At 72.2% G+C, this 23333-nt stretch carries 21 protein-coding genes; 16 read left to right on the top strand and 5 right to left on the bottom strand.

Going from position 1 to position 23333, the window contains the following annotated elements; translation table 11 throughout:
- Window positions 1–59: 59 nt before the first annotated feature.
- A complete protein-coding gene (gene rpmB, locus ACLQ25_RS19665) occupies window positions 60–251 on the bottom strand; it encodes a 50S ribosomal protein L28 (protein WP_091671657.1) in 192 nt (63 codons plus the stop codon).
- Window positions 252–553: 302 nt separating this feature from the next.
- Between rpmB and ACLQ25_RS19660 the strand changes: the two genes are divergently transcribed.
- Together ACLQ25_RS19660 and recG are read left to right on the top strand one after the other, a co-directional pair.
- Window positions 554–2167 carry a DAK2 domain-containing protein gene (locus ACLQ25_RS19660; protein WP_425732278.1) on the top strand — a complete coding sequence of 538 codons (1614 nt, stop codon included), beginning with the start codon at window positions 554–556 and terminating at the stop codon, window positions 2165–2167.
- The gene (gene recG / locus ACLQ25_RS19655) at window positions 2164–4362 is read left to right on the top strand and encodes an ATP-dependent DNA helicase RecG (RefSeq protein ID WP_425732277.1); all 2199 of its coding nucleotides are present in this window, start codon (window positions 2164–2166) and stop codon (window positions 4360–4362) included. Before ACLQ25_RS19660 ends, recG begins: the two co-directional genes overlap by 4 nt.
- A gap of 2 nt (window positions 4363–4364) precedes the next feature.
- Here the strand turns inward: recG and ACLQ25_RS19650 are convergent, their stop codons facing one another.
- The gene (locus tag ACLQ25_RS19650) at window positions 4365–4622 is read right to left on the bottom strand and encodes a flavin reductase (protein ID WP_425732314.1); all 258 of its coding nucleotides are present in this window, start codon (window positions 4620–4622) and stop codon (window positions 4365–4367) included.
- Between the two features lie 249 nt (window positions 4623–4871).
- On the opposite strand from ACLQ25_RS19650, the gene ACLQ25_RS19645 reads away from it, so the two are divergent.
- Together ACLQ25_RS19645 and ACLQ25_RS19640 are read left to right on the top strand one after the other, a co-directional pair.
- Entirely contained in the window at window positions 4872–5594 is a 723-nt protein-coding gene (locus tag ACLQ25_RS19645) for an XRE family transcriptional regulator (protein WP_425732313.1), read from the top strand.
- Complete coding sequence (locus tag ACLQ25_RS19640) at window positions 5591–6064, top strand: NUDIX domain-containing protein (RefSeq protein WP_425732276.1); 474 nt, start codon at window positions 5591–5593, stop codon at window positions 6062–6064. Before ACLQ25_RS19645 ends, ACLQ25_RS19640 begins: the two co-directional genes overlap by 4 nt.
- Before the next feature lie 155 nt (window positions 6065–6219).
- Here ACLQ25_RS19640 and ACLQ25_RS19635 read toward each other — a convergent pair whose 3' ends face one another.
- Window positions 6220–7734 carry a cell wall anchor protein gene (locus ACLQ25_RS19635; protein ID WP_425732275.1) on the bottom strand — a complete coding sequence of 505 codons (1515 nt, stop codon included), beginning with the start codon at window positions 7732–7734 and terminating at the stop codon, window positions 6220–6222.
- Between the two features lie 305 nt (window positions 7735–8039).
- Between ACLQ25_RS19635 and rsmD the strand changes: the two genes are divergently transcribed.
- The 9 genes from rsmD (at window position 8040) to ACLQ25_RS19590 (ending at window position 16014) form a co-directional block, all read left to right on the top strand.
- Window positions 8040–8603, top strand: coding sequence for a 16S rRNA (guanine(966)-N(2))-methyltransferase RsmD (gene rsmD / locus ACLQ25_RS19630; RefSeq protein ID WP_425732274.1), 564 nt, complete (start codon window positions 8040–8042; stop codon window positions 8601–8603).
- The gene (coaD, locus tag ACLQ25_RS19625) at window positions 8600–9076 is read left to right on the top strand and encodes a pantetheine-phosphate adenylyltransferase (protein ID WP_425732273.1); all 477 of its coding nucleotides are present in this window, start codon (window positions 8600–8602) and stop codon (window positions 9074–9076) included. Before rsmD ends, coaD begins: the two co-directional genes overlap by 4 nt.
- Window positions 9077–9356: 280 nt before the next feature.
- On the top strand, window positions 9357–9854 hold the full coding sequence (locus ACLQ25_RS19620; protein WP_355051547.1) for a hypothetical protein: 498 nt from the start codon (window positions 9357–9359) through the stop codon (window positions 9852–9854).
- A 111-nt stretch (window positions 9855–9965) separates the two neighbouring features.
- Window positions 9966–10529 (top strand): YceD family protein, encoded by a 564-nt coding sequence (locus ACLQ25_RS19615; protein WP_425732272.1) that lies wholly within the window; start codon window positions 9966–9968, stop codon window positions 10527–10529.
- 5 nt (window positions 10530–10534) lie between these two features.
- The gene (gene rpmF / locus ACLQ25_RS19610) at window positions 10535–10708 is read left to right on the top strand and encodes a 50S ribosomal protein L32 (RefSeq protein WP_030335284.1); all 174 of its coding nucleotides are present in this window, start codon (window positions 10535–10537) and stop codon (window positions 10706–10708) included.
- Window positions 10709–10819: 111 nt separating this feature from the next.
- Window positions 10820–11806, top strand: a complete 987-nt coding sequence (locus tag ACLQ25_RS19605) for a phosphate acyltransferase PlsX (protein ID WP_425732271.1) — start codon at window positions 10820–10822, stop codon at window positions 11804–11806.
- A complete protein-coding gene (rnc, locus tag ACLQ25_RS19600; protein ID WP_425732270.1) occupies window positions 11803–12723 on the top strand; it encodes a ribonuclease III in 921 nt (306 codons plus the stop codon). Before ACLQ25_RS19605 ends, rnc begins: the two co-directional genes overlap by 4 nt.
- Window positions 12716–13573 (top strand): bifunctional DNA-formamidopyrimidine glycosylase/DNA-(apurinic or apyrimidinic site) lyase, encoded by an 858-nt coding sequence (gene mutM / locus ACLQ25_RS19595; protein WP_425732269.1) that lies wholly within the window; start codon window positions 12716–12718, stop codon window positions 13571–13573. Before rnc ends, mutM begins: the two co-directional genes overlap by 8 nt.
- Before the next feature lie 221 nt (window positions 13574–13794).
- Window positions 13795–16014, top strand: a complete 2220-nt coding sequence (locus ACLQ25_RS19590) for an MMPL family transporter (protein ID WP_425732268.1) — start codon at window positions 13795–13797, stop codon at window positions 16012–16014.
- A gap of 92 nt (window positions 16015–16106) precedes the next feature.
- On the opposite strand, the gene ACLQ25_RS19585 is transcribed toward ACLQ25_RS19590, so the two are convergent.
- Together ACLQ25_RS19585 and ACLQ25_RS19580 are read right to left on the bottom strand one after the other, a co-directional pair.
- A complete protein-coding gene (locus ACLQ25_RS19585) occupies window positions 16107–16949 on the bottom strand; it encodes an endo alpha-1,4 polygalactosaminidase (protein WP_425732267.1) in 843 nt (280 codons plus the stop codon).
- Between the two features lie 110 nt (window positions 16950–17059).
- On the bottom strand, window positions 17060–18130 hold the full coding sequence (locus ACLQ25_RS19580) for a CAP domain-containing protein (protein WP_425732312.1): 1071 nt from the start codon (window positions 18128–18130) through the stop codon (window positions 17060–17062).
- Between the two features lie 394 nt (window positions 18131–18524).
- On the opposite strand from ACLQ25_RS19580, the gene ACLQ25_RS19575 reads away from it, so the two are divergent.
- The 3 genes from ACLQ25_RS19575 (at window position 18525) to ACLQ25_RS19565 (ending at window position 23326) form a co-directional block, all read left to right on the top strand.
- On the top strand, window positions 18525–18719 hold the full coding sequence (locus ACLQ25_RS19575) for a hypothetical protein (protein WP_030487463.1): 195 nt from the start codon (window positions 18525–18527) through the stop codon (window positions 18717–18719).
- A 372-nt stretch (window positions 18720–19091) separates the two neighbouring features.
- Window positions 19092–22706, top strand: a complete 3615-nt coding sequence (gene smc / locus ACLQ25_RS19570) for a chromosome segregation protein SMC (RefSeq protein WP_425732266.1) — start codon at window positions 19092–19094, stop codon at window positions 22704–22706.
- The gene (locus ACLQ25_RS19565; protein ID WP_425732265.1) at window positions 22706–23326 is read left to right on the top strand and encodes an HAD family hydrolase; all 621 of its coding nucleotides are present in this window, start codon (window positions 22706–22708) and stop codon (window positions 23324–23326) included. Before smc ends, ACLQ25_RS19565 begins: the two co-directional genes overlap by 1 nt.
- Window positions 23327–23333: the final 7 nt, after the last annotated feature.

Raw genomic sequence — 23333 nt, 5'->3', positions numbered from 1 at the left:
AGCCGGCGGGCCGCAGGGCCCGCCGGCTGAGCCGAACGAGAAGAGTTGGTGCTGCCGCGTCAGGCGCGGGTGACCTTGCCGGCCTTGATGCACGAGGTGCAGACCTGCAGCTTCTTGGTGTTGCCACCACCGGCCGGGGTGCGCACCGACTGGATGTTCGGGTTCCAGCGGCGGTTGGTCTTCTTCTTGGACCAGGGCACGTTGTGGCCGAAGCCCGGTCCCTTGCCACAGACGTCGCACACGCTAGCCACGGGATACTCCTGGGATTGAAACGTTCATGAGGTCGCCGGCAGGTGCTGCCCGGGCAACCGCGTCAGCCTACCCGATGCCCCGCCGAGGTGACCAACCGCCCTGACCCGCGGAGCAGCCGCCGCACCGCTCAGTGCCTGGTGGCCGGCCCGCCGGGTGACGGGGGTGGTTCCGGCGGCAACTGTACCTGGCGGGCGGATCCCGCCCGTCCGGGCCGGGAGGGTGGGACCCGTCGGGCGTCCGCGCAACCGGACACGCCGGACGAGTCCGACGTGTGTCGGCGCGCGCCAGTAGGCTTCTGCCCGTGCTGGACACCCTCGACGCCGCCACGGTCCGCCGCTGGTGCGCGAGTGGGCTGGTCGCGCTCAAGCGCCACCAGGGCGAGATCGACCAGCTCAACGTCTACCCGGTGCCCGACGGCGACACCGGCACCAATCTGGTGCTCACCCTCACCTCGGCGCAGCAGGCCCTGTCGATGGACCTGGACACCCTCCCCGACAGCGGCCCGACCGCCCACGGGCACGCGCTGCGGCTGATGGCGCAGGGCGCGCTGCTGGGCGCGCGGGGCAACTCGGGCGTCATCCTGTCGCAGATTCTGCGCGGGTTCGCCGACGCGGTCGTCGGCGTGCCGGCGGTGCGCGGGCGGGCCCTGGCCGGCGCGCTGCGGGCGGCGACCACCGCCGCGTACACCGCGGTCGGCCGTCCCGTCGAAGGCACCCTGCTGACCGTCGTCGCCGCCGCGGCCACGGGGGCCGAGCAGGCGGGCAGCGACGACCTGACGGTGGTGGCCCGTGACGCGGCGCGGGCGGCGGCCGAGGCCCTGGCCCGTACGCCCGAGCAATTGCCGGCTCTGGCCCGCGCCGGCGTCGTCGACGCTGGCGGGCGCGGGCTCTGTGTCCTGCTCGACGCCCTGGTCGAGGTCCTCACCGGGGAGAGCGCCACCCCGCCCGCGCCGCCGCCGCGCACCGCCCGTCCGGCGGCCACCGTCGCACGCGAGACCGGTTCCGAGGAGTACGCCTACGAGGTGCAGTACCTGCTCGACGCCCGCGCCGACGCGGTGGCCGCGCTGCGCCGCACCCTGGACACGCTGGGCGACTCGCTGGTCGTCGTCGGTGACGGACGCGAGCCGGACGGCACCTGGACCGTGCACGTGCACGTCAACGACGTGGGCGCGGTGGTCGAGGCGGGGATCGCCGCCGGCCGGCCGTACCGGATCTCGGTGACCCGCTTCGCCGACCAGCCGGAGCCGTCCGGCGGTCCGCCCGAGGACGGCCGGGCCGCCGTGGTCGTGGCCACCGGCGCCGGGATCGCCGAGCTGTTCGCCGCCGAGGGCGCGACGGTGGTGCGCCGCAACCCGTCCATCGGTGATTTGCTGGCCGCGGTGCGCGGCACCGGGGCGGCCCGGGTGGTCGTCCTGCCGAACGATCCCAACACGGCGGCGGTCGCCAGCGCGGCGGCCCGCGAGGCTCACCGGCACGGCATCAAGGTGAGCGTGGTGCCGACCCGTTCACCGGTGCAGGCACTCGCGGCCCTCGCGGTCCGCGACGGCACGCGCCGGTTCGAGGACGACGTGATCGCGATGGCCGAGGCTGCCGGCGCCTGCCGCTACGCCGAGGTCTGCCACGCCAGCCGCGAGGCGCTCACGGTCGCCGGCCCCTGCCGCCCCGGTGACGTGCTTGCGCTGGTCGAGGGCGAGGTGCACCTGATCGGCACCGACCTCACCGACACCTGCGCCGCCGTCGTCGACCGGATGCTCGGCGGTGGCGGGGAGCTGGTCACCCTGCTCGCCGGGGCGGACGCCCCCGCCGGGCTCACCGATGCCGTCCGCGCGCACGTCGCGCGGCGCTGGCCGTTCGTCGAGGTACAGGCGTACCCGGGCGGTCAGCCGTTCTATCCGCTCCTGGTGGGGGTCGAATGAGTGAGCCGGCCACGGTGGACACGCCGCTGAAGAAGCTCGTCGGCGACAAGACGGCGAAGGCGTTGGCCTCCCAGCTCGACCTGCACACGGCGGGCGACCTCATCTACCACTTCCCGCGCCGCTACGACGAGCGTGGCGAGCACACCGACATCCGGTCGCTGGACGTCGGGGAGCAGGTCACCGTGCTGGCCCAGGTGCAACGCACCGCCGTACGGCCGATGCGTCAGCGTCGGGGCAACCTGCTCGAGGTGACCGTCGGCGACGGCTCCGGCGGTGTGCTGACGCTGACGTTCTTCGGCAACCAGGCGTGGCGCGAACGGGAGCTGCGGCCCGGCCGGTGGGGGCTGTTCGCCGGCAAGGTCACCGAGTTCCGGGGCAAACGGCAGCTCAACGGCCCGGAGTACGTCCTGCTCGGCGAGGGCGGCGAGGGCGAGGCGGCGGTCAACGACGAGATCGAGGAGTTCGCGGGCGCGCTGATCCCCGTCTACCCGGCCGCCGCTGCCGTACCGACCTGGGTCATCGCCCGCTGTGTACGGGTCGTCCTGGACACGTTCACCCCGCCGGACGATCCGCTGCCGGCCGCCGTCCGGGCCAGCCGTAACCTCGTCGACCTGGGCGCGGCGCTGCGGGAGATCCACCGACCGTCCACGAAGGAGGCCCTGCACCGGGCGCGACGGCGGCTCAAGTGGGACGAGGCGTTCGCCGTCCAGTTGACGCTGGTGCAGCGCAAGCACCGGGCCGCCGACTGGCCGGCCCGGCCCCGTCCGCCGCGCGCCGACGGGCTGCTGGACGCGTTCGACGCCCGTCTGCCGTACGAGCTGACCGCCGGCCAGCGCGAGGTGGGCGCGGAGATCGCCGATGACCTGGCCGCCGCGCACCCGATGCACCGCCTGTTGCAGGGCGAGGTGGGCTCGGGCAAGACGGTGGTTGCCCTGCGGGCCATGCTCCAGGTGGTCGACGCGGGCGGGCAGGCCGCGCTGCTGGCTCCCACCGAAGTTCTGGCCGCGCAGCACTATCGCGGCATGCTCGACCTGCTCGGGCCGCTGGGCCGGGCCGGTGAGCTGGACTCCGCCGACCACGCCACCCGGGTCGAGCTGGTCACCGGCTCGCTGGGCGCGGCGGCCCGCCGCCGGGCGCTCGGCGAGGTGGCCAGCGGCGCAGCCGGCATCGTGCTGGGCACCCACGCGCTGCTCTACGAGGGTGTCGATTTCGCCGACCTGGGTCTCGTGGTGGTCGACGAGCAGCACCGCTTCGGCGTGGAGCAGCGCGACGCGCTGCGCGCCAAGGCCGACCAGCCGCCGCACACGCTGGTGATGACGGCGACGCCGATCCCGCGAACGGTGGCGATGACCGTCTACGGCGACCTGGAGGTGTCCACTCTCTCCCAGTTGCCCCGGGGCCGGTCGCCGATCGCCTCGCACGTGGTCCCGGCCGTCGAGAAGCCGGCGTTCCTGGACCGGGCGTGGCGTCGGCTGCGCGAGGAGGTGGCCGCCGGTCACCAGGCGTACGTGGTGTGCCCGCGAATCGGGGACGGTCCGGTGTCCGACGAGGAGCCGCCGCCGGAGGACGACAACGGCCGGCGGCCTCCGCTGGCCGTGACCGAGGTGGCACCGCTGCTGGCCGAGGGGCCGCTGCACGGGTTGCGGATCGGGGTGCTGCACGGCCGGTTGCCCGCCGACGAGAAGGACGCGGTGATGCGCTCCTTCGCCGCCGGTGACCTGGACGTACTGGTGGCGACCACGGTGATCGAGGTCGGTGTGGACGTGCCCAACGCCACCGTGATGATCGTGCTGGACGCCGACCGCTTCGGCGTCTCGCAACTGCACCAGCTCCGGGGCCGGGTCGGCCGAGGGGCAGCCGCCGGGCTCTGCCTGCTGGTCAGCGAGGCGGCCGAGGGCTCGTCGGCGCGGGAACGCCTGGACGCGGTGGCCTCCACCAGCGACGGTTTCAAACTCGCCGAACTGGATCTGGAGCAGCGCCGCGAGGGCGACGTGCTGGGGGTTACCCAGTCCGGGCACCGCTCGCACCTGCGGCTGCTGTCCCTGCGACGCGACGCCGACCTGATCCGGGACGCCCGCGCCGAGGCCATCACCCTGATCGGGGACGACCCGGAGTTGGCGGGCAATCCGGCGCTGGCCGCGTCGGTGGCCGCGCTTGTCGACGAGGACCGTGCGGAGTACCTGGAGAAGGGCTGATCTCATCGCGTCTGCTCGTCGCGCAGCGCCGCCGAACGCGGCCAGGCGAGAAACCGCGAGTGCAACACCCCAGACGGTGTACGCGGCAGGTCGGCACACGCCTGCACCAGGTACGCCGACAGATGCAGCATCAGCGAAATCCGCGCGCCGGTGAACTCCTCAACAAGCTGCCTCTTCCTGGTTCTGCACGGCCACGGTGACCTGCACCCGGCGCAGTTCCACTGCGGCCTTACCGGCTGATGCGCCGACAACAACCCCACCACCCTCCCGGACCGTTGGAGGGGAGAAGAGGCCCCTCCCCAGGGTGTTGACGGCCTCTTCCCCCTGACACTCACCAGCCCGGCGAATCTGCCGCAAGCGAACCGGTGAGGCCCTGGCGCTGAACCTACGAACTGGTTGTGGGCACTCCAACGTCCCCGTGGACACAGAGTCAGACACTTCTGTGACCCATAGGCATCCTGATGCGTCCACTACGGTGGGACGGTATGAGTCACCGCCTCCGCGCGGCCATGCTCCGCGCCCACCTCGATTCGGCCGCCCTCGCCACGGCCGTCGGTGTCGACGTCAAGACCGTCACCCGATGGCTCAGTGGTCGCGTCCCGCACCAGCGCACCCGCCTCGCCGTTGCCGACGCCCTCGGCGAGACCGAAGCAGACCTTTGGCACCAGACCCGTCTCGACCAGGCACCCGGCGCGGAGGCCACAGCCGAGGTCGTGGCCGCCTACGCCCACCGCGCCGACATCCCGCACCATGTCTGGGCCGCCTTGCTCACCGGCGCGACCACTCGGATCGACCTACTCGGCTACGCCTACCCGTTCCTGCTGGAATTGCTGCCCAACACGATGCAGCTCATCTCCGACAAGGCCGCCGACGGTGCGCAGATCCGGCTCGCGTTCGCCGATCCCGACTGTCCGCACGTCGCCGAACGCGACGCCCTCGAACAGATCGGGGGCACATTACCCGGCCGGATCCGCAACGCCCTCAACTTCTGCGAGCCCCTTTGCGGCGTGCCCGGTGTGGAAATCGGCCTGCACGCGGTGCACCTCTACAACTCGGTGTTCCGGTTCGACCACCAGATGATCGTCACCCCACACCTGTACCGCGCACGCGGCTACCAACACCCCGCGCTGCATCTGCGGGAACTCTCGCCGCACGGAATCTTCGCCGCCCACGCCGACCAGTTCGAGCAGGTATGGCAGACCACCACCGCCTACCCGAAGGAAGCCCGGTGACCGGCCGGCGTGACTACTACCACGACCCCCAAGCACCGGTCGCCAACAGTCTCGTCCCCGCCGCGGCGGCCGTCGTCACCGATCCGCGCGGCCGCGTGCTGCTCCAACGGCGTAGCGACTCCGGCAACTGGTCCCTACCCGGCGGCGCCATGAATGTCGGCGAAACTTTGCAACAGTGCGTCGTCCGCGAGGTACGGGAGGAGACCGGCCTGGACGTCGAAGTCACTGGTCTGCTGGGCATCTACAGCGATCCTGCGCACGTGATCGCCTACCCCGACGGCGAAGTCCGCCAGGAATTCACGGTGACCTACCGCGCCCACGTCATCGGCGGCACGATCAGCATCAGCGACGAGTCGACGGACGTCCGCTTCATCGACCCTGCCGAATTCAGCGTCATCCCCATTCATGACACCGTTCGACTCCGCCTCAAGCACCACGTAGAAGGCCGCGACACTCCTTACCTCGGATAGCGTCGACACCTCGGCGCGCGCTGGTGACCCCTCTCATGACTCTTGAGGGGCCCGGGGCCGCCGACTGCGGCTGGATCCTGTCAACGCATAACGACCGAGGGCGCGTCGACCGGGTGGTCGCCGCGCCCTCGGGCTTCAGCTCAGGTCAGGTCAGGTCAGGCGGTGAAGGTCACCCGACGCCGACGGGCGATGACCAAGAGCGCCGCGCCAGCGATCAGCAGGGCGACCGCGCCGGCGGCGATGCCGCCCGCCGCCGCACCGGTGACCGGGAGACCCGGCTCGTCTTCGCTGCCGCCGCCACCGCTACCGCCGCAGTTGCCCTCCGGCGTGTAGACAGCTTCCAGCTCTAGGTCCAGGTCCGGCAGCGCGACGAGCGCCGACTCGGCCTTGCTGGCCTTGAAGGTCACCGTCTCCGAGGCGCCGGCCGCGACCGTACGGGTCTCGGTCTTGTCGCCGTAGGTGAAGGTGGTCTTCACCGGCAGGCCACCCTCGGGGTTGGTGACGGTGAGGGCGAACTCCTTGCAGTCGGCCTTGGTGGTGACGGCCGGCAGCGGGCAGTCCTCGGGGCGCGCCCACGAGTAGGTGCCGTTCTCGATGACCTTGCCGTCGACCAGGACCTCGATCTTGCCGGCGTCAGCGGCGGGCACCACGATGCTGGTGTCGGCCTTGCCCGGGGCGACGGAGACCTTCTTGGTGAAGCCGTTCTCGCCCTTGACCTCGAACTCGACGGCGTACTTGCTGATCTTGCCGTCGTTGCTCAGCGACACGGCGACCGAACCGTCGCAGTTGGACGCGAAGGTCGAGGCCGGGGTGGCGCAGCTCTTGCTGCCGCCGTTGTACCAGCCCTGCGGGCCCTTGGACCGGTTGCCCGGGGTGCCCGGCGAGCCCAGCTTCTTGTTGTCGTAGCGCTTGCCGCCGTCGACGATCTCGTCGATGACCTGGTCCTTGCCGCCCCAGATGAGGTCGACCTGGGTGTGGCAGTCCGGGATCTCGACGTTCAACGTGATCTCGGTCTGGGTGGCGCTGACGAAGTCGCTGTCCGGCGTGCCGTAGACGTACTGCGGGGTGGCGAACTGCGGCCGCGGCGCGAAGTACGACACCAGCGTGAAGTACTGCTTGCCCTCGCCGCAGAGCGGCAGGTCACCGTCGAGCTTGACGGTGGCGGTGCCCTTCGTGCCGTCGAAGGTGTGGCTGTACTTGGCCTTGTCGAGCTCGACGCACTTCGGGGCCGGAGCGCAGGACTGGTCGGCGGGGATGGTGATGCTGCCGTCGTTGGTGGCTTCCTGGCCGTTCTTCTTCCACTTGCCGAACACCACGAGCTTGGCGCTGGCGGTGTTGCCCGGCACCCGCTGGACGGCCTGCACGAAGCCGCCCTTCTTGATGACGTAGCCCTGCAGCGGCACCGCCTTGGCACCCTCGACGGGCACCGTCACCGGCGTCGACGGCTCTGCGGTCACCCGCTGGAGCGTCACGGCCTTGTCGCGCTCGCTGTTCTCCACGTTCCACGTGATCACGCGCTCGCCGGTCTGCCGGTCGCAGTCGACGGTGGCCTTGATCGTGGTGTGGTGCGCGCTGGCTGGGGCGGCAACCGCGACAACCCCGGTGAGGCCGACGATGGCGGCTCCCAGGATGGCCAGCGGTCGCCGGAGCGACAGCTTGGGACGGATCACGGGTACTCCTGGAGTGCTGAAGCGTCAGGGGTGTGGCACGGGAGAGACGGTGGACGGTCACCGCACGTCCGATCGGAGAGGCGCCCTCCCGAGCCGTGGGCCGGCGGGTTGTCGCCGGCACCCGGCAGACCCTAGCGATATCGCCCGGCGTGAGACAGTGCTCAGGATTTGCTAAGACTGATGTTATGAAGTTGAGATCATTGATATACGAGAAGTGATCACATGGTCCGCGTGGTGGTACCGACCGTGTCGGCCGTCGGGTCCGACTGGTCGCGTAGCGTCCTGGTCATGAGCAGGAGGAGACGGTGACCCGGATCGTGGCCGGGACACTCGGTGGCCGACGGATCGCCGCACCGCCCGGCGCCGGCACCCGGCCCACGTCCGACCGGGTCCGGGAGGCGCTCTTCAGCGCCGTCGAGTCCGAGGTCGACCTCGACGGCGCGCGCTTCGCCGACCTGTACGCCGGCTCCGGCGCGGTCGGGCTGGAGGCGCTGTCCCGGGGCGCCGGGCACGTCCTGCTGGTGGAGTCCGACCCGCGCGCCGCCCGGGTGATCCGGGAGAACGTGGCGACCCTGCGAGCCGGCGCCGCCGTACGCCTGGTGGCCGGCAAGGTGGCGACGGTGCTGGCCGCCGGTCCGGACGGTGGCGGGTACGACGTGGTCTTCGCCGACCCGCCCTACGCTGTGCCGGACGCGGAGATCACCGCGCTGCTGACGACGCTGGTCGACGGTGGCTGGCTGACGCCGGACGCCCTCGTGGTGGTGGAGCGGTCGCGCCGGACCAGGGACTTCGAGTGGGTGCAGGGGATCACCGCGCAGCGCAGTCGCCGGTACGGCGAGACCACCCTTTGGTACGGTCGCCGATCATGAGACGTGCGGTCTGTCCCGGCTCGTTCGACCCGGTCACCAACGGACACCTCGACATCATCGGCCGCGCCAGCCGGCTGTTCGACGAGGTGATCGTCGGCGTTCTCGTGAACCAGTCCAAGAGCGGCCTGTTCACCGTCGACGAGCGGATCGAGATGCTCCGCGAGGTGACCTCGTCGTACGACAACGTGCGGGTCGAGTCGTTCCGCGGATTGCTCGTCGATTTCTGCCGGGCGCAGCAGGCGAGCGTCCTGATCAAAGGGCTGCGGGCGGTCAGCGACTTCGACTACGAGCTGCAGATGGCCCAGATGAACATCGGGCTGGCCGGCGTCGAGACGCTCTTCATGCCGACCAACCCGCTCTACTCGTTCCTCTCGTCCAGCCTCGTCAAGGACGTGGCCAAGTGGGGCGGCGACATCTCCGCGCACGTCCCCGACCCGGTCCGCGAGGCCCTCCAGGCCCGCCTGCGCCCCTGATTCCACGCCCCCCACCTCCCCGCGATCTTGCACTTTCGGTCGCCGTTCTGCCCTCTTCATGGCGGTTTGCCACGACAGAAACCGCAAGATCGGCGAGGTGGAGGCGAGGTGGAGGCGGGGCGGCGGCGAGGCGGGGAGCCGGGAGTGACGGCTTCGCGACGCGCCGGGTTGGGGTGGTGGGGGATCGTGTGGGGCGGGCACGCCATGATGGGCACAGCGGGAAACCGGCCGTAGCCCGCATCATGGAGGTCGGCCGACGAACGACAGGAGTGAGGTACCGGTGGACCCGCTCGATCGCATCGACGAACTGATCGCCATGGTGGAGCAGGCACGCTCCGTCCCGATGTCGCGGAACAACTGCATGGTCGACCGGGGCGAGGTGATCGCCGCGCTGGACGAGATGCGCGCGGACCTCCCCGCCGACCTGCGTCGCGCCGCCGCGCTCCTGGAGGAGCGCGACAAGATCATGGACGCGGGCAAGCGCGAGGCGGACCGGATCATCAGCGAGGGTGAGGCAGAACACGCCCGCCTCGTATCGGTGAACGAGATCACCGTGTCGGCCGAGCACGAGGGCGCCCGGATCATCGCCGAGGCCCGTGCCGAGGCGCAGCGCCTGCGCGAGGAGGTCGACGACTACGTCGACACGGCGCTGGCCAACTTCGAGCAGTTCCTCACCCGGGCCCTCGCCTCGATAGAGCGTGGCCGCGACAAGATGCACGCGCTGCGGGAGATCGGCACCTTCGGTGGGGATGAGGCGGAACGCCCGCTACCCTTCTGAGCGGCACCTCACCAGCCGACATTTGCGCCGCAGGCGTCGCCCCCGGTTCGACGGCCGGGCGGTCGCCCAGGTAACCTTTTTTGTCGGCCTCTCACCGGCCGGAGTCTTACTATGCCCAAGCACTCGCCATCGACACTCGACCCCAGGTCGCCGCTGGTCCTCGACACGAGAGACCTGCCGCGCCGCCCTGGTGCGTTGCGTGAGGTCCAGCGGGTCGTGCCGGCACCGGTGGACCTCGGTGTGGAGTTGATCGCCGTACCGGAGGGCGCGGACCTCGACCTCGATCTGAGGTTGCAGTCGGTGTCCGAGGGTGTACTCGTCTCGGGGACCATCACCGGTCCCGTCCGGGGCGAGTGCGGGCGCTGCCTGCGCGAGATCAACGAATCGATGGCCGTGACGATCCAGGAGCTGTACGCGTACGAGAACAGCACCACGGACGCCACGACCGACGAGGACGAGGTGGGCCGGATGCAGGGCGATCTGATCGACCTGGAGCCGGCGCTGCGGGACGCGTTGGTGCTCACGCTGCCGACCAACCCGCTCTGCCGGGAGGACTGCCCAGGACTGTGCCCTGAATGTGGGGCGCACTGGGACGATCTGCCGGCCGACCACAGTCACCAGCAGATCGACCCGCGTTGGGCGGGCCTGTCGCAAATGACCGTTACAGAGGAGTAAGAACCGTGGCCGTCCCGAAGCGCAAGATGTCGCGCAGCAACACCCGGTCCCGCCGGGCGAACTGGAAGGCGACCGTGGTCGCGACCGTCGCGTGCCCGCAGTGCAAGTCCCCGAAGCTGCCGCACGCCGCCTGCTCCGTCTGCGGCACCTACAACGGCCGCCAGGTTCTCGAGGTCTGACCTGGACGCCGAGTGACGCCCCCGACCCCAGGTCGGGCGGCGCGCGCATCCTGGCATTCGCCCGGTGCCCCGGCTCCCTCCGACGCCCGGCCCACTCCGGCCGGCGTCCTGGTGGAGCCGGGCACCGCGCGGATCGCCGTTGACCTCCTCGGCGGGGACGACGCTCCCGCCGTCGTGGTTGACGGCGCTCTGCGGGCCATGCGCGCCGACCCTGACCTGCACCTGCTGCTCGTCGGTCCGACTGAGGTCGCCGACGGGCTGATCGCTGCCCTCGCCCCGGCCGAACGGGCCCGGATCACGGTCCGGCCGGTCCGTTCCGCCGTTGGTATGGCCGACCATCCCAGCGCCGCCCGCTCGGAGAGCACCGTCCGGGCCGCCGTCACGGCCGTCCGCGACGGCGCCGCCGACGCCCTCGTCTCCGCCGGCGCCACCGGCGCCACGGTCACGGCTGCCGTGCTCGGCGTCGGGCGCTGGTCGGAGATCCGCCAGCCCGCCCTGGTCGCCACCCTGCCCGCGGTCGCCGGGCCGGTGGTCCTGCTCGACGTGGGCGGCTCACTGGAACCCCGCCCCGCCACCCTCGCCCGGCACGCCGTTCTCGGCGCCGCGTACGCCGCGGTGGCCCACTCGATCGCCGCGCCGCGGGTCGGCCTGCTCTCGGTGGGCACCGAGGCTGGCAAGGGCGACCGGGTACGCCGGGCCACCGACCCCCTGCTCGCCGTCGAACCGCTGCCCGGCGGGGCGCGCTACGTCGGCCTCGTCGAGGGGTACGACGTGGCCGACGGCGCGCGCGCCGATGTGGTGGTCACCGACGGCTTCACCGGTAACGTGCTGCTCAAGGCGATCGAGGGCGCGTACGCCATGGCCGGCGGCCCACCCGCCGAGGGTGGCGCTCCCCGCGCGGCGGCCCTGCTGGGCGTCGCGGGGACCGTCGTCGTCTGTCACGGCTCCGCCCGTGCCGCCGACGTCGCCTCCGGCATCGCACTCGCCGCTCACCTGTGGCGGCGGCGTGCCACCGATCTGGTCTCCGCGTTGCTCGACGGCGACGCCGCGACGGACCGCACCGACCGCCCCACCGACACCGAGGTACGCACATCATGAGCAACGACAAGCGGCGGCGGGCGTCCGTCGGTCACCTGGAAGCCGCGTTCGGCGTCAGCCTGGAGCCGGACCTGCTGCAACGCGCGCTGACCCACCGCTCGTACGCGTACGAGAACGGCGGCCTGCCGACGAACGAGCGACTGGAGTTCCTCGGCGACTCGGTGCTCGGCGTCGTGATCACCACCGCCCTGTTCCACAACCACCCGGACCTGCCCGAGGGACAGTTGGCGAAGCTCCGGGCGAGCGTGGTCAACATGCGGGCGCTCGCCGACGTGGCCCGCGGCCTCGGCCCGGACGGCCTCGGCGCGTACCTGCTGCTGGGCAAGGGCGAGGAGTCCACCGGTGGCCGGGACAAGGCGAGCATCCTCGCCGACACCCTGGAGGCGCTGCTCGGCGCGATCTACCTCCAGTACGGGCTGGACACCGCCGGGATCGTGATCCACCGCCTCTTCGACCCGCTGATGGCCGAGTCGGCCGGCCGGGGCGCCGCCCTGGACTGGAAGACCAGCCTGCAGGAGTTGACCGCCGCGCTCGGCCTGGGCGTGCCCGAGTACCGGATCGAGGGCACCGGACCGGATCACCTCAAGACGTTCACGGCCTGGGTCGTGGTGGCCGGCAACCGGTACGGCGGCGCGGAGGGGCGCAGCAAGAAGGAGGCCGAGCAGCGCGCCGCCGAAGCGGCCTGGCGGATGCTCTCGGACCAGCACGAGCAGGACCAGGACAACGCGGCCGACCAGGACAACGCGGCCGACCAGGACACCTCAGCCGACCAGCACGCCTTGGCCGACGCCGACCGGGGCGACGCGGCCGGGCCGCTGGAGCGCGCCGAGCAGGCGGCCGAGGCCGAGCAGGCCGACCACCTGGCGCAGGTCATGCCGGCCGACGTGGCGCAGGAGCAGGGGTCCGGCCGTGCCTGAGTTGCCCGAGGTGGAGACCGTCCGGCAAGGGCTGGCCCAGTGGGTCACCGGCCGGCGGATCGCCTCGGTCGAGGTCCGGCACCCGCGTGCCGTCCGGCGGCACGTACCCGGCGGCGCGCACTTCGCCGACGTGCTCGCCGGCCGGACGATCCTGGACGTCCGGCGGCGCGGCAAGTACCTGTGGCTCCCGCTGGACAGCGGGGACGCGGTGGTCGGGCACCTCGGCATGTCGGGTCAGTTGCTGCTCCAGCCGCCCGGCACCCCCGACGAGACCCACCTGCGGGTCCGGTTCCGGTTCGCCGACGACGGGCCCGAGCTGCGCTTCGTCGACCAGCGCACGTTCGGTGGGCTCGCGGTGAGCGAGGGCGGCGCCGACCTGCCGGCCGAGATCGCGCACATCGCGCGTGACCCGATGGACCCGGAGTTCTCCGACGCGGCGTTCGTCGCCGCGCTGCGACGCCGGCGGACCGAGGTGAAGCGGGCCCTGCTCGACCAGACGCTGATCTCCGGGGTGGGCAACATCTACGCCGACGAGGCGCTCTGGCGTGCGCGGTTGCACGGCGCCCGCCCGACCGACGCGCTCACCGGTCCGGCCGCCCAGCGCCTGCTCGGCCACGTCCGAGACGTGCTCGCCGAGGCCATCAAGGTGGGCGGCACCAGCTTCGACGCCCTCTACGTCAACGTCAACGGCGAGAGCGGCTACTTCGACCGTGCGCTGAACGCGTACGGCCGCGAGGGTGAGCCGTGCCGGCGCTGCGGTATGCCGATCCGGCGTGAGTCGTTCATGAACCGCTCCTCGTACAGCTGCCCGCGTTGCCAGCCCCGGCCTCGGGGAACCCTTCGGGGATGACCCGGAGTCGGCTCCGGGTCGGTGCCGGCGGGTTGCGGCCGGACGCTCCGGGTAGTTCCCCGGCGTACGCCCGAATCGCGGGTTGATGCCCGCCCGGCGGACCCGCCGCCCCCGGTCGGACGACTCCGGGGCGGGCCGGGGCCGTTCCCCGATGTGACCGCCTCGTCACGCCCCTAACGTCAGCACGGTCGGCAGGGGGTCGACGTGACAGGGGGGCACTGATGGGCAGCAGACCGGTGACGGTGCGGATGGCGCGGTGGAGCGCCGAGCATCCGTGGCGGGCGATCGCGTTGTGGGTCGTGTTCGTGGCGGTGTGCTTCGTCGGGGGCAGCGCCGCCGGCCTCAACGAGGCCACCGGCGACGACCAGGCGATCGGCGAGGCCGGGCGGGCCAGCCTCATCGTGAACGGCGGGGACTTCGACGACCCGGCCGTGGAGAACGTCCTCATCACCCCCCGGGGCGGCACCCTGGACCCGGCCGCGGCGAAGGCGGCCGCCGACGATGCCGCCGCCCGGCTGCGTACGGTCACCGGGGTTGCCGAGATCGGCCCACCGGTCACCGCGCGGGACGGGTCGGCGCTGTTGCTGCCGATCACCATGTCCGGTGACCCGGAGACGGCGTCCGACCGGGTGCAGCCGTTGCGGGACGCCACCGCCGGGGTGCAGAGCGCGCACCCCCAGGTACGCGTCGAGCAGGTCGGCGGGGCGTCGATCGGTCAGGCGCTCGACGACACCCTCGGCAAGGACTTCGAGCGGGCCGAGCTGCTGAGCCTGCCGGTGACCCTCGCCATTCTGATCATCGCGTTCGGCGCGTTGATCGCGGCCAGCGTGCCGGTGCTGCTGGCGCTCTCGTCGGTCGCCGCGGCGATGGGTCTGTCCACGCTCGCCTCGCACCTGGTGCCGGCCACCGACACCACGTCACCGGTGATCCTGCTGATCGGCATGGCGGTGGGGGTCGACTACTCGCTGTTCTACATTCGCCGGGAGCGGGAGGAACGCGCCAAGGGCCGCTCCGGCCTGGACGCCGTGGAGATCGCCGCGGAGACCTCCGGGCATGCCGTGGTGGTCTCCGGGGTCGCGGTGATCATCGCGATGGCCGGGTTGTTCCTCGCCGGCGACGTCGTCTTCTCGTCGCTGGCCGTGGGTTCGATCCTGGTGGTGGCCGTCGCGGTGACCGGTTCGCTGACCGTGCTGCCCGCCCTGTTGGCCCGGCTGGGCCGCTGGGTCGACCGTCCCCGGGTGCCGCTGCTGTGGCGCCTCACCGCGCCGCGCACGGGACGGCACGGCGAGGCGCGTACGCCCCGGCTCTGGCCGACGGTGCTGCGTCCCGCGCTGCGGGCACCGGTGGCGACGCTCGTCATCTCGGTCGGCCTGCTGCTCGCGTTGGCCGCGCCGGCACTCGGCATGAAGCTGAAGTTCCCCGGCATGGAGGACCTGCCGCGCACGACACCGGCCATGCAGGCGTACGACCGGCTCACCGCCGCCTTCCCGAGCACCGGCACCAATCACGTGGTGGCCGTGCGCGCGCCGGCCGACCAGGCCGACCGGGTGGGCGCGGCGCTCACCGACCTGGCCGCCCGCGCCTCCGCCGATCCGCTGTTCGCCCCCACCGAGGCGGACGGCCCGAAGATCAAGGTGTCGGCCGACCGGCGGGTGTCGGTGCTGGACGTCGCCACCCCGTACGCCAGCCGCGACGACCGGTCGGTGGAGTCGCTGGAGAAGCTGCGCGCCGACCTGGTCCCGGCCGAGCTGCGGGGCATCCCCGGCATCGAGTACGCGGTGGGCGGCAGCGTGGCCGACAGCGAGGACTACGCGGCGCATGTCCGCGACAAACTGCCGCTGGTGATGGGCTTCGTGCTGGCGCTCACGTTCCTCGTCATGACGCTCACCTTCCGCTCGGTCGTGGTGGCGGCCAGCTCGATCGTGCTGAACCTGCTCTCCGCCGGTGCCGCGTACGGGCTGCTGGTGCTGGTCTTCCAAGGTGACTGGGCCGAGGGACTGCTCGGCTTCACGTCGATGGGGGCGATCGTCTCCTGGCTGCCGCTGTTCCTGTTCGTGGTGCTGTTCGGGCTCTCGATGGACTACCACGTGTTCGTGGTGAGCCGGATCCGCGAGGGGATACGGGCCGGAATGTCCAACCGGGACGCGGTCTCGTACGGCATCACGTCGTCGGCCGGGGTGGTGACCAGCGCGGCGATCGTGATGGTCGGGGTGTTCTCGATCTTCGCCACGTTGAGCACGATCGACATGAAGCAGCTCGGCATCGGTCTGGCGGCGGCGATCCTGCTGGATGCCACGATCATCCGGGGGGTGGTGCTGCCGGCTCTCATGACCATGCTCGGTGACGCGAACTGGTGGGCGCCGCGGTTCCTGCGTCGACGCCCGACGCCCGCTCCCACCGATCCGCCGACCCCCGCGCCGGAGCTGGTGCCCGTCTCCTGAGCAGCAGATCGTTCCCCGTGCCGGGCCGCGACTCGCGGCCCGGCACGGGCCGTCCGGTCGAGCGCGGCCGGTCCGAGACCAGTGGCGGGCGGTCACGGCAGCGGGCAGGGCTCCCGCCAGGCGTCCAACTCCCGGTCCTTGCGGATCGACGCGAAGCCGTAGCCGACGGTGGTGACGCAGAATTCGTCGGTCGTGCCGACGTACTCGACGTGGAAGACCGGTTTGCCGGCGTCCGCGAACGGCAGCAGCTTGGCGCACTGGTCGAGCCGGACGCACTCCTCGTTGACCACGAAGTCGAAGTCCGGCGCCAGGGCCGCGAGCTGCGGCACGTCGTTGACCAGCCCGGGGGAGAGCTCCAGCGAGCGCGCCAGGCGGGCCAGGCGGCGGTTGAACAGCAGCTGATCGTCGAACCCCAAAGGGAAACCGCTGCGGTGCGCGTACCCGTCGGCGTCGGCCAGCGCCACCGCGCCGAAGCCCTTGCCCCGGCACAGCCGGAACCGGTCGGTCAGCACCGGCTCCAGCGCGTCCCAGGCCCGTACGTCCAGCCACCGACTGCCGGACTGTCGACCGGGAGCGCCGAGCACGACGGCGGGCAGTCGGCTGGCGTCCGGGTCGGTCGGGCGCATCGAGCCGACCGCCACCTGACAGATCAGCCGTCGGTCCCGTGCGCGCAGCTCGGCCGTCTGGGCCGCCGTGGTCGCCACCGGGTCGAGCAGGAAGACGTCCGCCTCCACCGTCTCGTCGAGCGGGCCGTCGAGTTGCCACTGCCACTGCCAGTGGCGGGACTGGGCGGCCGGCCACGGGGTGGGCGCGCCGGGCGGGGTCAGCTCGCGCCGGCAGCCGTACGCCGGCACCACCAGGACGAGCGCGACGGCGGCCGACACGATCCGGCGTAGCGGGCGTGCGGCGCGACGTCGCCGCGGCCGGATCCGCATCGGCAGCTCCCGGGTCCCGGGCGGCCCGTCGCCGCCCCCACCGGCACGCCGCCGTGTACCCCGGCGTACCCAACCGGGTCAACGAGCGCGGGGGCGCGGACGACGCGCGGTCAGCGCGGCGCCGCGAAGACCTGCGTCCAGTACGGCCCGTCGCTGCTGGCGATGCCGACGCCGATCTCGGTGAACGCGCAGTTCAGGATGTTGGCGCGGTGCCCGGAGCTGTTCATCCAGGCATCCATCACGGCGGCCGGCGTCTTCTGGTTCCACGCCACGTTTTCGCCGTAGGTACGCCACGCGTAGCCGACGCGGTCCAGCCGGACGCCCGTGTCGCTGCCGTCGCTGCCGGTGTGTGTCATCTTGCTGTGGTCGGCCTGGTCCTGGCTGTGCCGCTGCGCGGCGGTCATCAACTTGTCGTCGATGCTCAGCGCCTTGCAGCCGGCCTTGGCCCGCTCGGCGTTGACCAGGTCCACCACCTCGCGGGCCTGGTCGCTGACGGTGCCGCTGGCGGTGCTCGGGGCGGTGCTGCGATCGACGCTGCGGCGGGACGTGGCGGTGGTCCGCGACGAGGCCGGCGTGGGCTTGACGACCTTGCTCGGCGACGGGCTCGGCCGCGCCGGGCTGGGCGAGCTGGTCGGGGAAGGCGCGACCGGAGCATCGCTGGTCGCCTCGTCGGTGGGGACCGCGGGCGCGGCGGCGACGGTGTCGTCGACGGCGCTCGGCTCGTCGGCCGGCCCGTTGCCGCCGGGCATCGCGAGCGCGCCGACGCCGATGCTCACCACGAGGGTGGCCGTCGCAGCCGCGCCGCCGATCATGAGCGGGCGACGCCAGTTCCGCGGCGAGCGGTGCCGTCCGGTGCCGGTCCGCCCGTCGCCGGCGGCCTCCGTGTTCCTGCCTCCGGTGCGGTACGCGTCGGTCTGGTCGCGCCACCCGTCCGTGACCTCTGTCGGCCGTGTGTCGCCGGTCGGTTCGTCGCCCCACCCCTGGCCCGGCTGGCCAGTGGTCGACGCCTTCATGGGGGCGGGCTCCCAGCGGGGGGAGGGCTCGGCGGCGTGCCACTCGTCAGCGGGCTGGTCGGGGTCGTCCCCGAACAGGTACGCCGAGCGGGGCTCCGGGCGGTCTGTCAGCCAGTCCGGCTCGTCGGTCGGCCGCTCGGCACGCTTGGCGGCGCCGTTCGGGTCCATCGGGTCGGTCAAGCCGTACACGCCGCTGCCTCCACGGGGTCGGTTGTGGGCCCGGGTGACGCTACGACTCGCCCGCGACCTGCGGCAACGTGGCTAAGGAAGAGTTAAGAGGAAGTCGGACGCCAAGGCGGTGACTTCCGGGAATACGGGCGTACAGTAAAGGCGTCCGGACAGAGCGTGTCCGTGCCTTGCGGCAGCCCCCCGACAAGTGGACAGGTCGACGTGGAGATGATCTACGGCCTGCGAGAACTTGACGAAGGAGGGGTTTGCGGCTCAATATATAGGTGTCGCCAGTCGCGCCCGGTCATGCCCAGATACACCTGGAATGACAGCCGCGTACTTAATGGGCGCGCGCTTGGCCGGCCTTTCCGGCAGCGCATATCAAGGAGTCAGCATGGCGAAGGCCCTCTACGGCCACGTAGGTGCAGCGCCCGACCGGCGTCTGCTCGACGAGGTCACCCGACTGCGTTCCAGGGTTCAGGCACTGGAGTTCGAGATCACGCGTCTGCGTGCCGACAATGATCGGCTCGCGGCGGCTGCGGCGGAAGCGGACGACCTGCTCCGTCTCGCCGAGCCGGCGCTGACCTGATCTTCGGGATTGGAAAACTGAGTCGCAGCACCACCGCAAAAATGCGCGCCGACACCCATGTGCCGGCGCGCAACGCTGTCCGGCCCCTTTCGCGGCCGACGATTTATGATCTTGTAACCGGCCTCGCGTTAAGCGCTCCCGCAGTTATCGCAGAACGTGCCGAACCGCATTCTGATCATGAAAGGCCTTTGCCTTTCCGTCACCGCCGTGACGACAGCGCGTTGTCTCCTCGGCCACGGGTGAGCGCGGGTCGTCGTCCCGGCCGGGGCGGGTCGCGTGCCGGGCGGGTGCCGTCACCGGGTTAGTCTGCGGGTTCACCCAGGTCCCCGCAGCCGGCGACGGTACGGCGGCCACCGGACGAGGATCGAGAAGGTGTATCTCAAGAGCCTGACGGTGAAGGGCTTCAAGTCCTTCGCCTCCGCCACGACGTTGAAGCTGGAGCCCGGGATCACCTGCGTGGTGGGCCCGAACGGCTCCGGTAAGTCCAACGTCGTCGACGCCATCGCCTGGGTGCTCGGCGAACAGGGCGCCAAGGCGCTGCGCGGCGGCAAGATGGAGGACGTCATCTTCGCCGGCACCGCCGGCCGCGCCCCGCTGGGCCGCGCCGAGGTCACCCTCACCATCGACAACACCGACGGCGCGCTGCCGATCGAGTACACCGAGGTCTCCATCACCCGCCGGATGTTCCGCTCCGGCGAGAGCGAGTACGAGATCAACGGCAACACCTGTCGACTGCTCGACATCCAGGAGCTGCTGTCCGACTCCGGCATCGGCCGGGAGATGCACATCATCGTCGGGCAGGGCCGTCTGGACGGCATGCTGCACGCCAAGCCGGAGGACCGCCGCTCGTTCATCGAGGAGGCCGCCGGCGTCCTCAAGCACCGCAAGCGCAAGGAAAAGGCCCTTCGCAAGCTCGATGCGATGCAGACCAACCTCAACCGCCTCAACGACCTCACCGCCGAGCTGCGTCGCCAGCTCAAGCCACTGGGCCGGCAGGCCGAGGTGGCCCGCCGCGCCGCCGCCATCCAGGCCAACCTGCGCGACGCCCGGCTGCGCCTGCTGGCCGACGACCTGGCCACCCTGCGGACCACGCTCGACCGGGAGATCGCCGACGAGACCGCACTGCGGGAGCGGCGCGAGCAGATCGAGGGGGAGCACGCCGAGGTGCAGGGCCGGCTCGGCGAGCTGGAGGCCGCCCTCGCCGAGGACGCGCCGCTGCTCGCCGCCGCGCAGGACACCTGGTACAAGCTGTCCGCGCTGCAGGAGCGCTTCCGCTCGATCGAACAGCTCGCCCGGGAACGGCTGCGGCACCTCAGCGCCGGCGGCGACGACGAACGGCCCGGCCGCGACCCCGACCAGTTGGAAGCCGAGGCCGAGCGCGTCCGCGAGCAGGAGGAGGAGCTGCGCGCGGCGCTCACCGACGACCAGATCCGGCTGGCCGAGGCGGTCGAGCACCGCCAGGAGCTGGAACGGCAGCTCGCCGCCGCCGAACGCGAGCTGGTCGCCGCCGCCAAGGCCATCGCCGACCGGCGCGAGGGCATGGCCCGCCTCACCGGCCAGGTCAACTCGGCCCGCGCCCGCACCACCAGCGCCGGCGAGGAGATCGAACGCCTCGCCGTCGCGCACGCCGACGCGCTGGGCCGCGCCGAACAGGCGCAGGCCGACCTGGACGCGGTCGCCGCCCAGTCCACCGAGGCGGACCGGGACAACGCGGACCTGGACGCCCGGCACGCCGAGGCGCTCGCCGTCCAGGAACGCGCCCAGGCGGCCGTACGGGCCCTCGCCGACGCCGAGCGGGCCGCGGAGAAGGACGCCGCCACCTGGAAGGCCCGCGAGGAGGCCCTGGCGCTGGGCCTGCGGCGCAAGGACGGCGCCGGTGCGCTGCTCGCCCGCGCCGGAGACGTCCCCGGTCTGCTCGGCAGCCTCGCCGGCCTGCTCACCGTCGCTCCCGGCCACGAGGCCGCGCTGGCCGCCGCGCTCGGCGGTCTCGCCGACGCCGTCGCCGTCAGCGGGGTGGACGAGGCCGTCGAGGCGATGCGGCTGCTGAAGATCTCCGACGCCGGTCGGGCCGGTCTGCTGGTCGGCAGCCCCGCCGGGCCCGGCATTACCGGATCGGCCGACGCGCTGCGCCCGAAGCTGCCCGACGGCGCCCGTTGGGCCCCCGACCTGGTGGAGTGCGCGCCCGACATCCGTCCGGCGGTGCACCGGGCGTTGCGGGACGTGGCGCTCGTCGACGATCTCGCCGCGGCGGCCGAGCTGGTCGCCGGCAACCCCGAGCTGCGAGCCGTCACCCCGGACGGCGACGTCGTCGGGGCGTACGCGGCGGCCGGCGGGTCGTCCAAGGCACCCAGCTACATCGAGGTGCAGGCGGCCGTCGAGGAGGCCCGGACCAATCGGCTCACCGCCGAGCGGACCGGCGTGGAGCTGCGCGACCAGCTCGTCGAGGCGCGCGCCGAGGTGACCGCCGCGAAGGAGGTCGTGCAGCACGCCGCCGCCGAGAAGCGCGAGGCGGAGAGCCACCGCAACGCCGCCGCCCGCCGGCTCGCCGAGCTGGGCGCGGCCGCCCGGTCCGCCAAGGCGGAGACCGACCGCCTCGGCGAATCCCGCGCCCGCGCCGAGGCCGCCCGGCAGCGGGACCTCGCCACGCTCGACGAGCTGGAGGAGCGGCTTCGGCTGGCCGAGGAGACCCCGGTCGACGCCGAACCCTCCGCCGAGGAACGGGACCAGCTCGCCGCCATGGTGCCGCAGGCCCGACAGAACGAGATGGAGGTCCGGCTCGCGGTGCGTACCGCCGAGGAGCGGGTCTCCTCGATCGCGGGCCGGGCCGATTCGCTGACCCGGCAGGCCACCGCGGAGCGGGCCGCCCGCGAACGCGCCGCCGCGCGGCGGGCGGCGCGCGCCCGGGGCGCGGGCATCGCCCGGGCCGTCGCGGGCGGAGCGCGCGCGGCGCTCACCCGGCTCACCACGTCGATCGCGACGGCCGAGCAGCACCGCGACGCCGTCGCGCGCGAACGCGCCGCCCGCGAGGCGGAGCTTCAGGAGGTACGCGGAGCGGCCAAGCGCCTCGGCGCCGAGCTGGAGCGTCTGACCAGCCAGGTCCACCGCGACGAGGTGGCCCGCGCGGAGCAGCGGCTGCGGATCGAACAACTGGAGGCGAAGGCCGCCGAGGACTTCGGGCTGGACGTGGAGACCCTCGTCGCCGAGTACGGCCCGAACCAGCTCGTCCCACCGACCCAGGTCGACGTGGCCACCGCCGAACGCGACGGTCTGCCGGTGCCCGAGCCGGTGCGCTACGAGCGGCCGGTGCAGGAGAAACGGGCCGCCAAGGCGGAACGCGAACTCGCGCTGCTCGGCAAGGTCAACCCACTGGCGTTGGAGGAGTTCGCGGCGCTGGAGGAGCGCTTCAAGTTCCTCTCCGAGCAGTTGGAGGACCTCAAGGCCACCCGACGGGACCTGCTCACCGTCGTGAAGGACGTGGACGAGCGGATCCTGGAGGTCTTCGCCAGCGCCTTCGAGGACACCGCGCGCGAGTTCCAGCAGGTGTTCACGGTGCTCTTTCCCGGCGGTGAGGGCCGGCTCATCCTCACCGACCCCGAGGACCTGCTCACCACCGGCGTCGAGGTCGAGGCCCGCCCGCCGGGCAAGAAGATCAAGCGCCTGTCGTTGCTCTCCGGTGGTGAGCGGTCGCTGACCGCCGTGGCCATGCTCGTGGCGATCTTCCGCGCTCGGCCCAGCCCGTTCTACATCATGGACGAGGTGGAGGCGGCCCTGGACGACGTGAACCTGGGCCGGCTCATCACGCTGCTGGCACAGTTGCGGGAGAAGAGTCAGCTGATCGTCATCACGCACCAGAAGCGGACGATGGAGATCGCCGACGCGCTGTACGGGGTGACCATGCGCAGCGGGGTCACCCAGGTGATCAGTCAACGGCTCAACCGGGCCGACGAGGACGACCAGCGGCCCGGCCGCGGCGAGGAGAACGGGTAGTGGCTCGGGAACGCGCGAGGGCGCTCCTGCTGGACTTCGACGGCGTACTGCGCCGGTGGGACCCGGCGGTGGCGGCCGACGTCGAGCGGGAGTACGGCCTCTCCGAGGGGGTGCTCACCGAGATCGCCATGCAGTGGGGACGGCTCCAGCCGGTGCTCACCGGCCAGGTCAGCCACGCCGACTGGGTGAGCAGCGTGGCCGACGCGCTCGCCGAGCCGGCCGGCGGGCCGGACCGGGCCCGCGCGGCCGTCGAGCAGTGGCAGCGCTACCGGGGCGAGGTGGACACCGAGGTGCTCGACTTCGTCCGGGAGGTGCGCGCCGCCGGCATTCCCGTCGGCCTGGGCACCAACGCCACCGACCTGCTCGACGCCGACCTCGCCGTGCTCGGCCTGGTCGGCGAGTTCGACGTGGTGGTCAACTCGTCCACGCTCGGCGTGCACAAGCCCGCTCCGGAGTACTTCCAGGCTGCCTGCCAGGCGCTGGCCACCCCACCGGCCCGGGTCCTCTTCGTCGACGACGAGGACTGGGCCGTACGGGGCGCCCGGTCCGCCGGGCTGTCGGCCCACCGCTGGGGCGGCCACACCGACCTGCGCTACCTGCGCGCGGCTCTGGACTACTGAGCGGCGC

The sequence above is a fragment of the Micromonospora sp. DT44 genome (genome assembly GCF_049841635.1).
Classification (GTDB): Bacteria; Actinomycetota; Actinomycetes; order Mycobacteriales; family Micromonosporaceae; genus Micromonospora.
Note: the sequence above shows the minus strand (reverse complement) of the source record. Positions and strands in the feature narration are given on the sequence as shown.

Coding starts and splice junctions, on each gene's coding strand:
- recG (WP_425732277.1), top strand. CDS start 2,164: ATGAGTGAGCCGGCCACGGTGGACACGCCGCTGAAGAAGCTCGTCGGC.
- ACLQ25_RS19645 (WP_425732313.1), top strand. CDS start 4,872: ATGCTCCGCGCCCACCTCGATTCGGCCGCCCTCGCCACGGCCGTCGGT.
- coaD (WP_425732273.1), top strand. CDS start 8,600: ATGAGACGTGCGGTCTGTCCCGGCTCGTTCGACCCGGTCACCAACGGA.
- ACLQ25_RS19615 (WP_425732272.1), top strand. CDS start 9,966: ATGCCCAAGCACTCGCCATCGACACTCGACCCCAGGTCGCCGCTGGTC.
- rnc (WP_425732270.1), top strand. CDS start 11,803: ATGAGCAACGACAAGCGGCGGCGGGCGTCCGTCGGTCACCTGGAAGCC.
- ACLQ25_RS19590 (WP_425732268.1), top strand. CDS start 13,795: ATGGGCAGCAGACCGGTGACGGTGCGGATGGCGCGGTGGAGCGCCGAG.
- ACLQ25_RS19585 (WP_425732267.1), bottom strand. CDS start 16,949: ATGCGGATCCGGCCGCGGCGACGTCGCGCCGCACGCCCGCTACGCCGG.
- ACLQ25_RS19580 (WP_425732312.1), bottom strand. CDS start 18,130: ATGGACCCGAACGGCGCCGCCAAGCGTGCCGAGCGGCCGACCGACGAG.
- ACLQ25_RS19575 (WP_030487463.1), top strand. CDS start 18,525: ATGGCGAAGGCCCTCTACGGCCACGTAGGTGCAGCGCCCGACCGGCGT.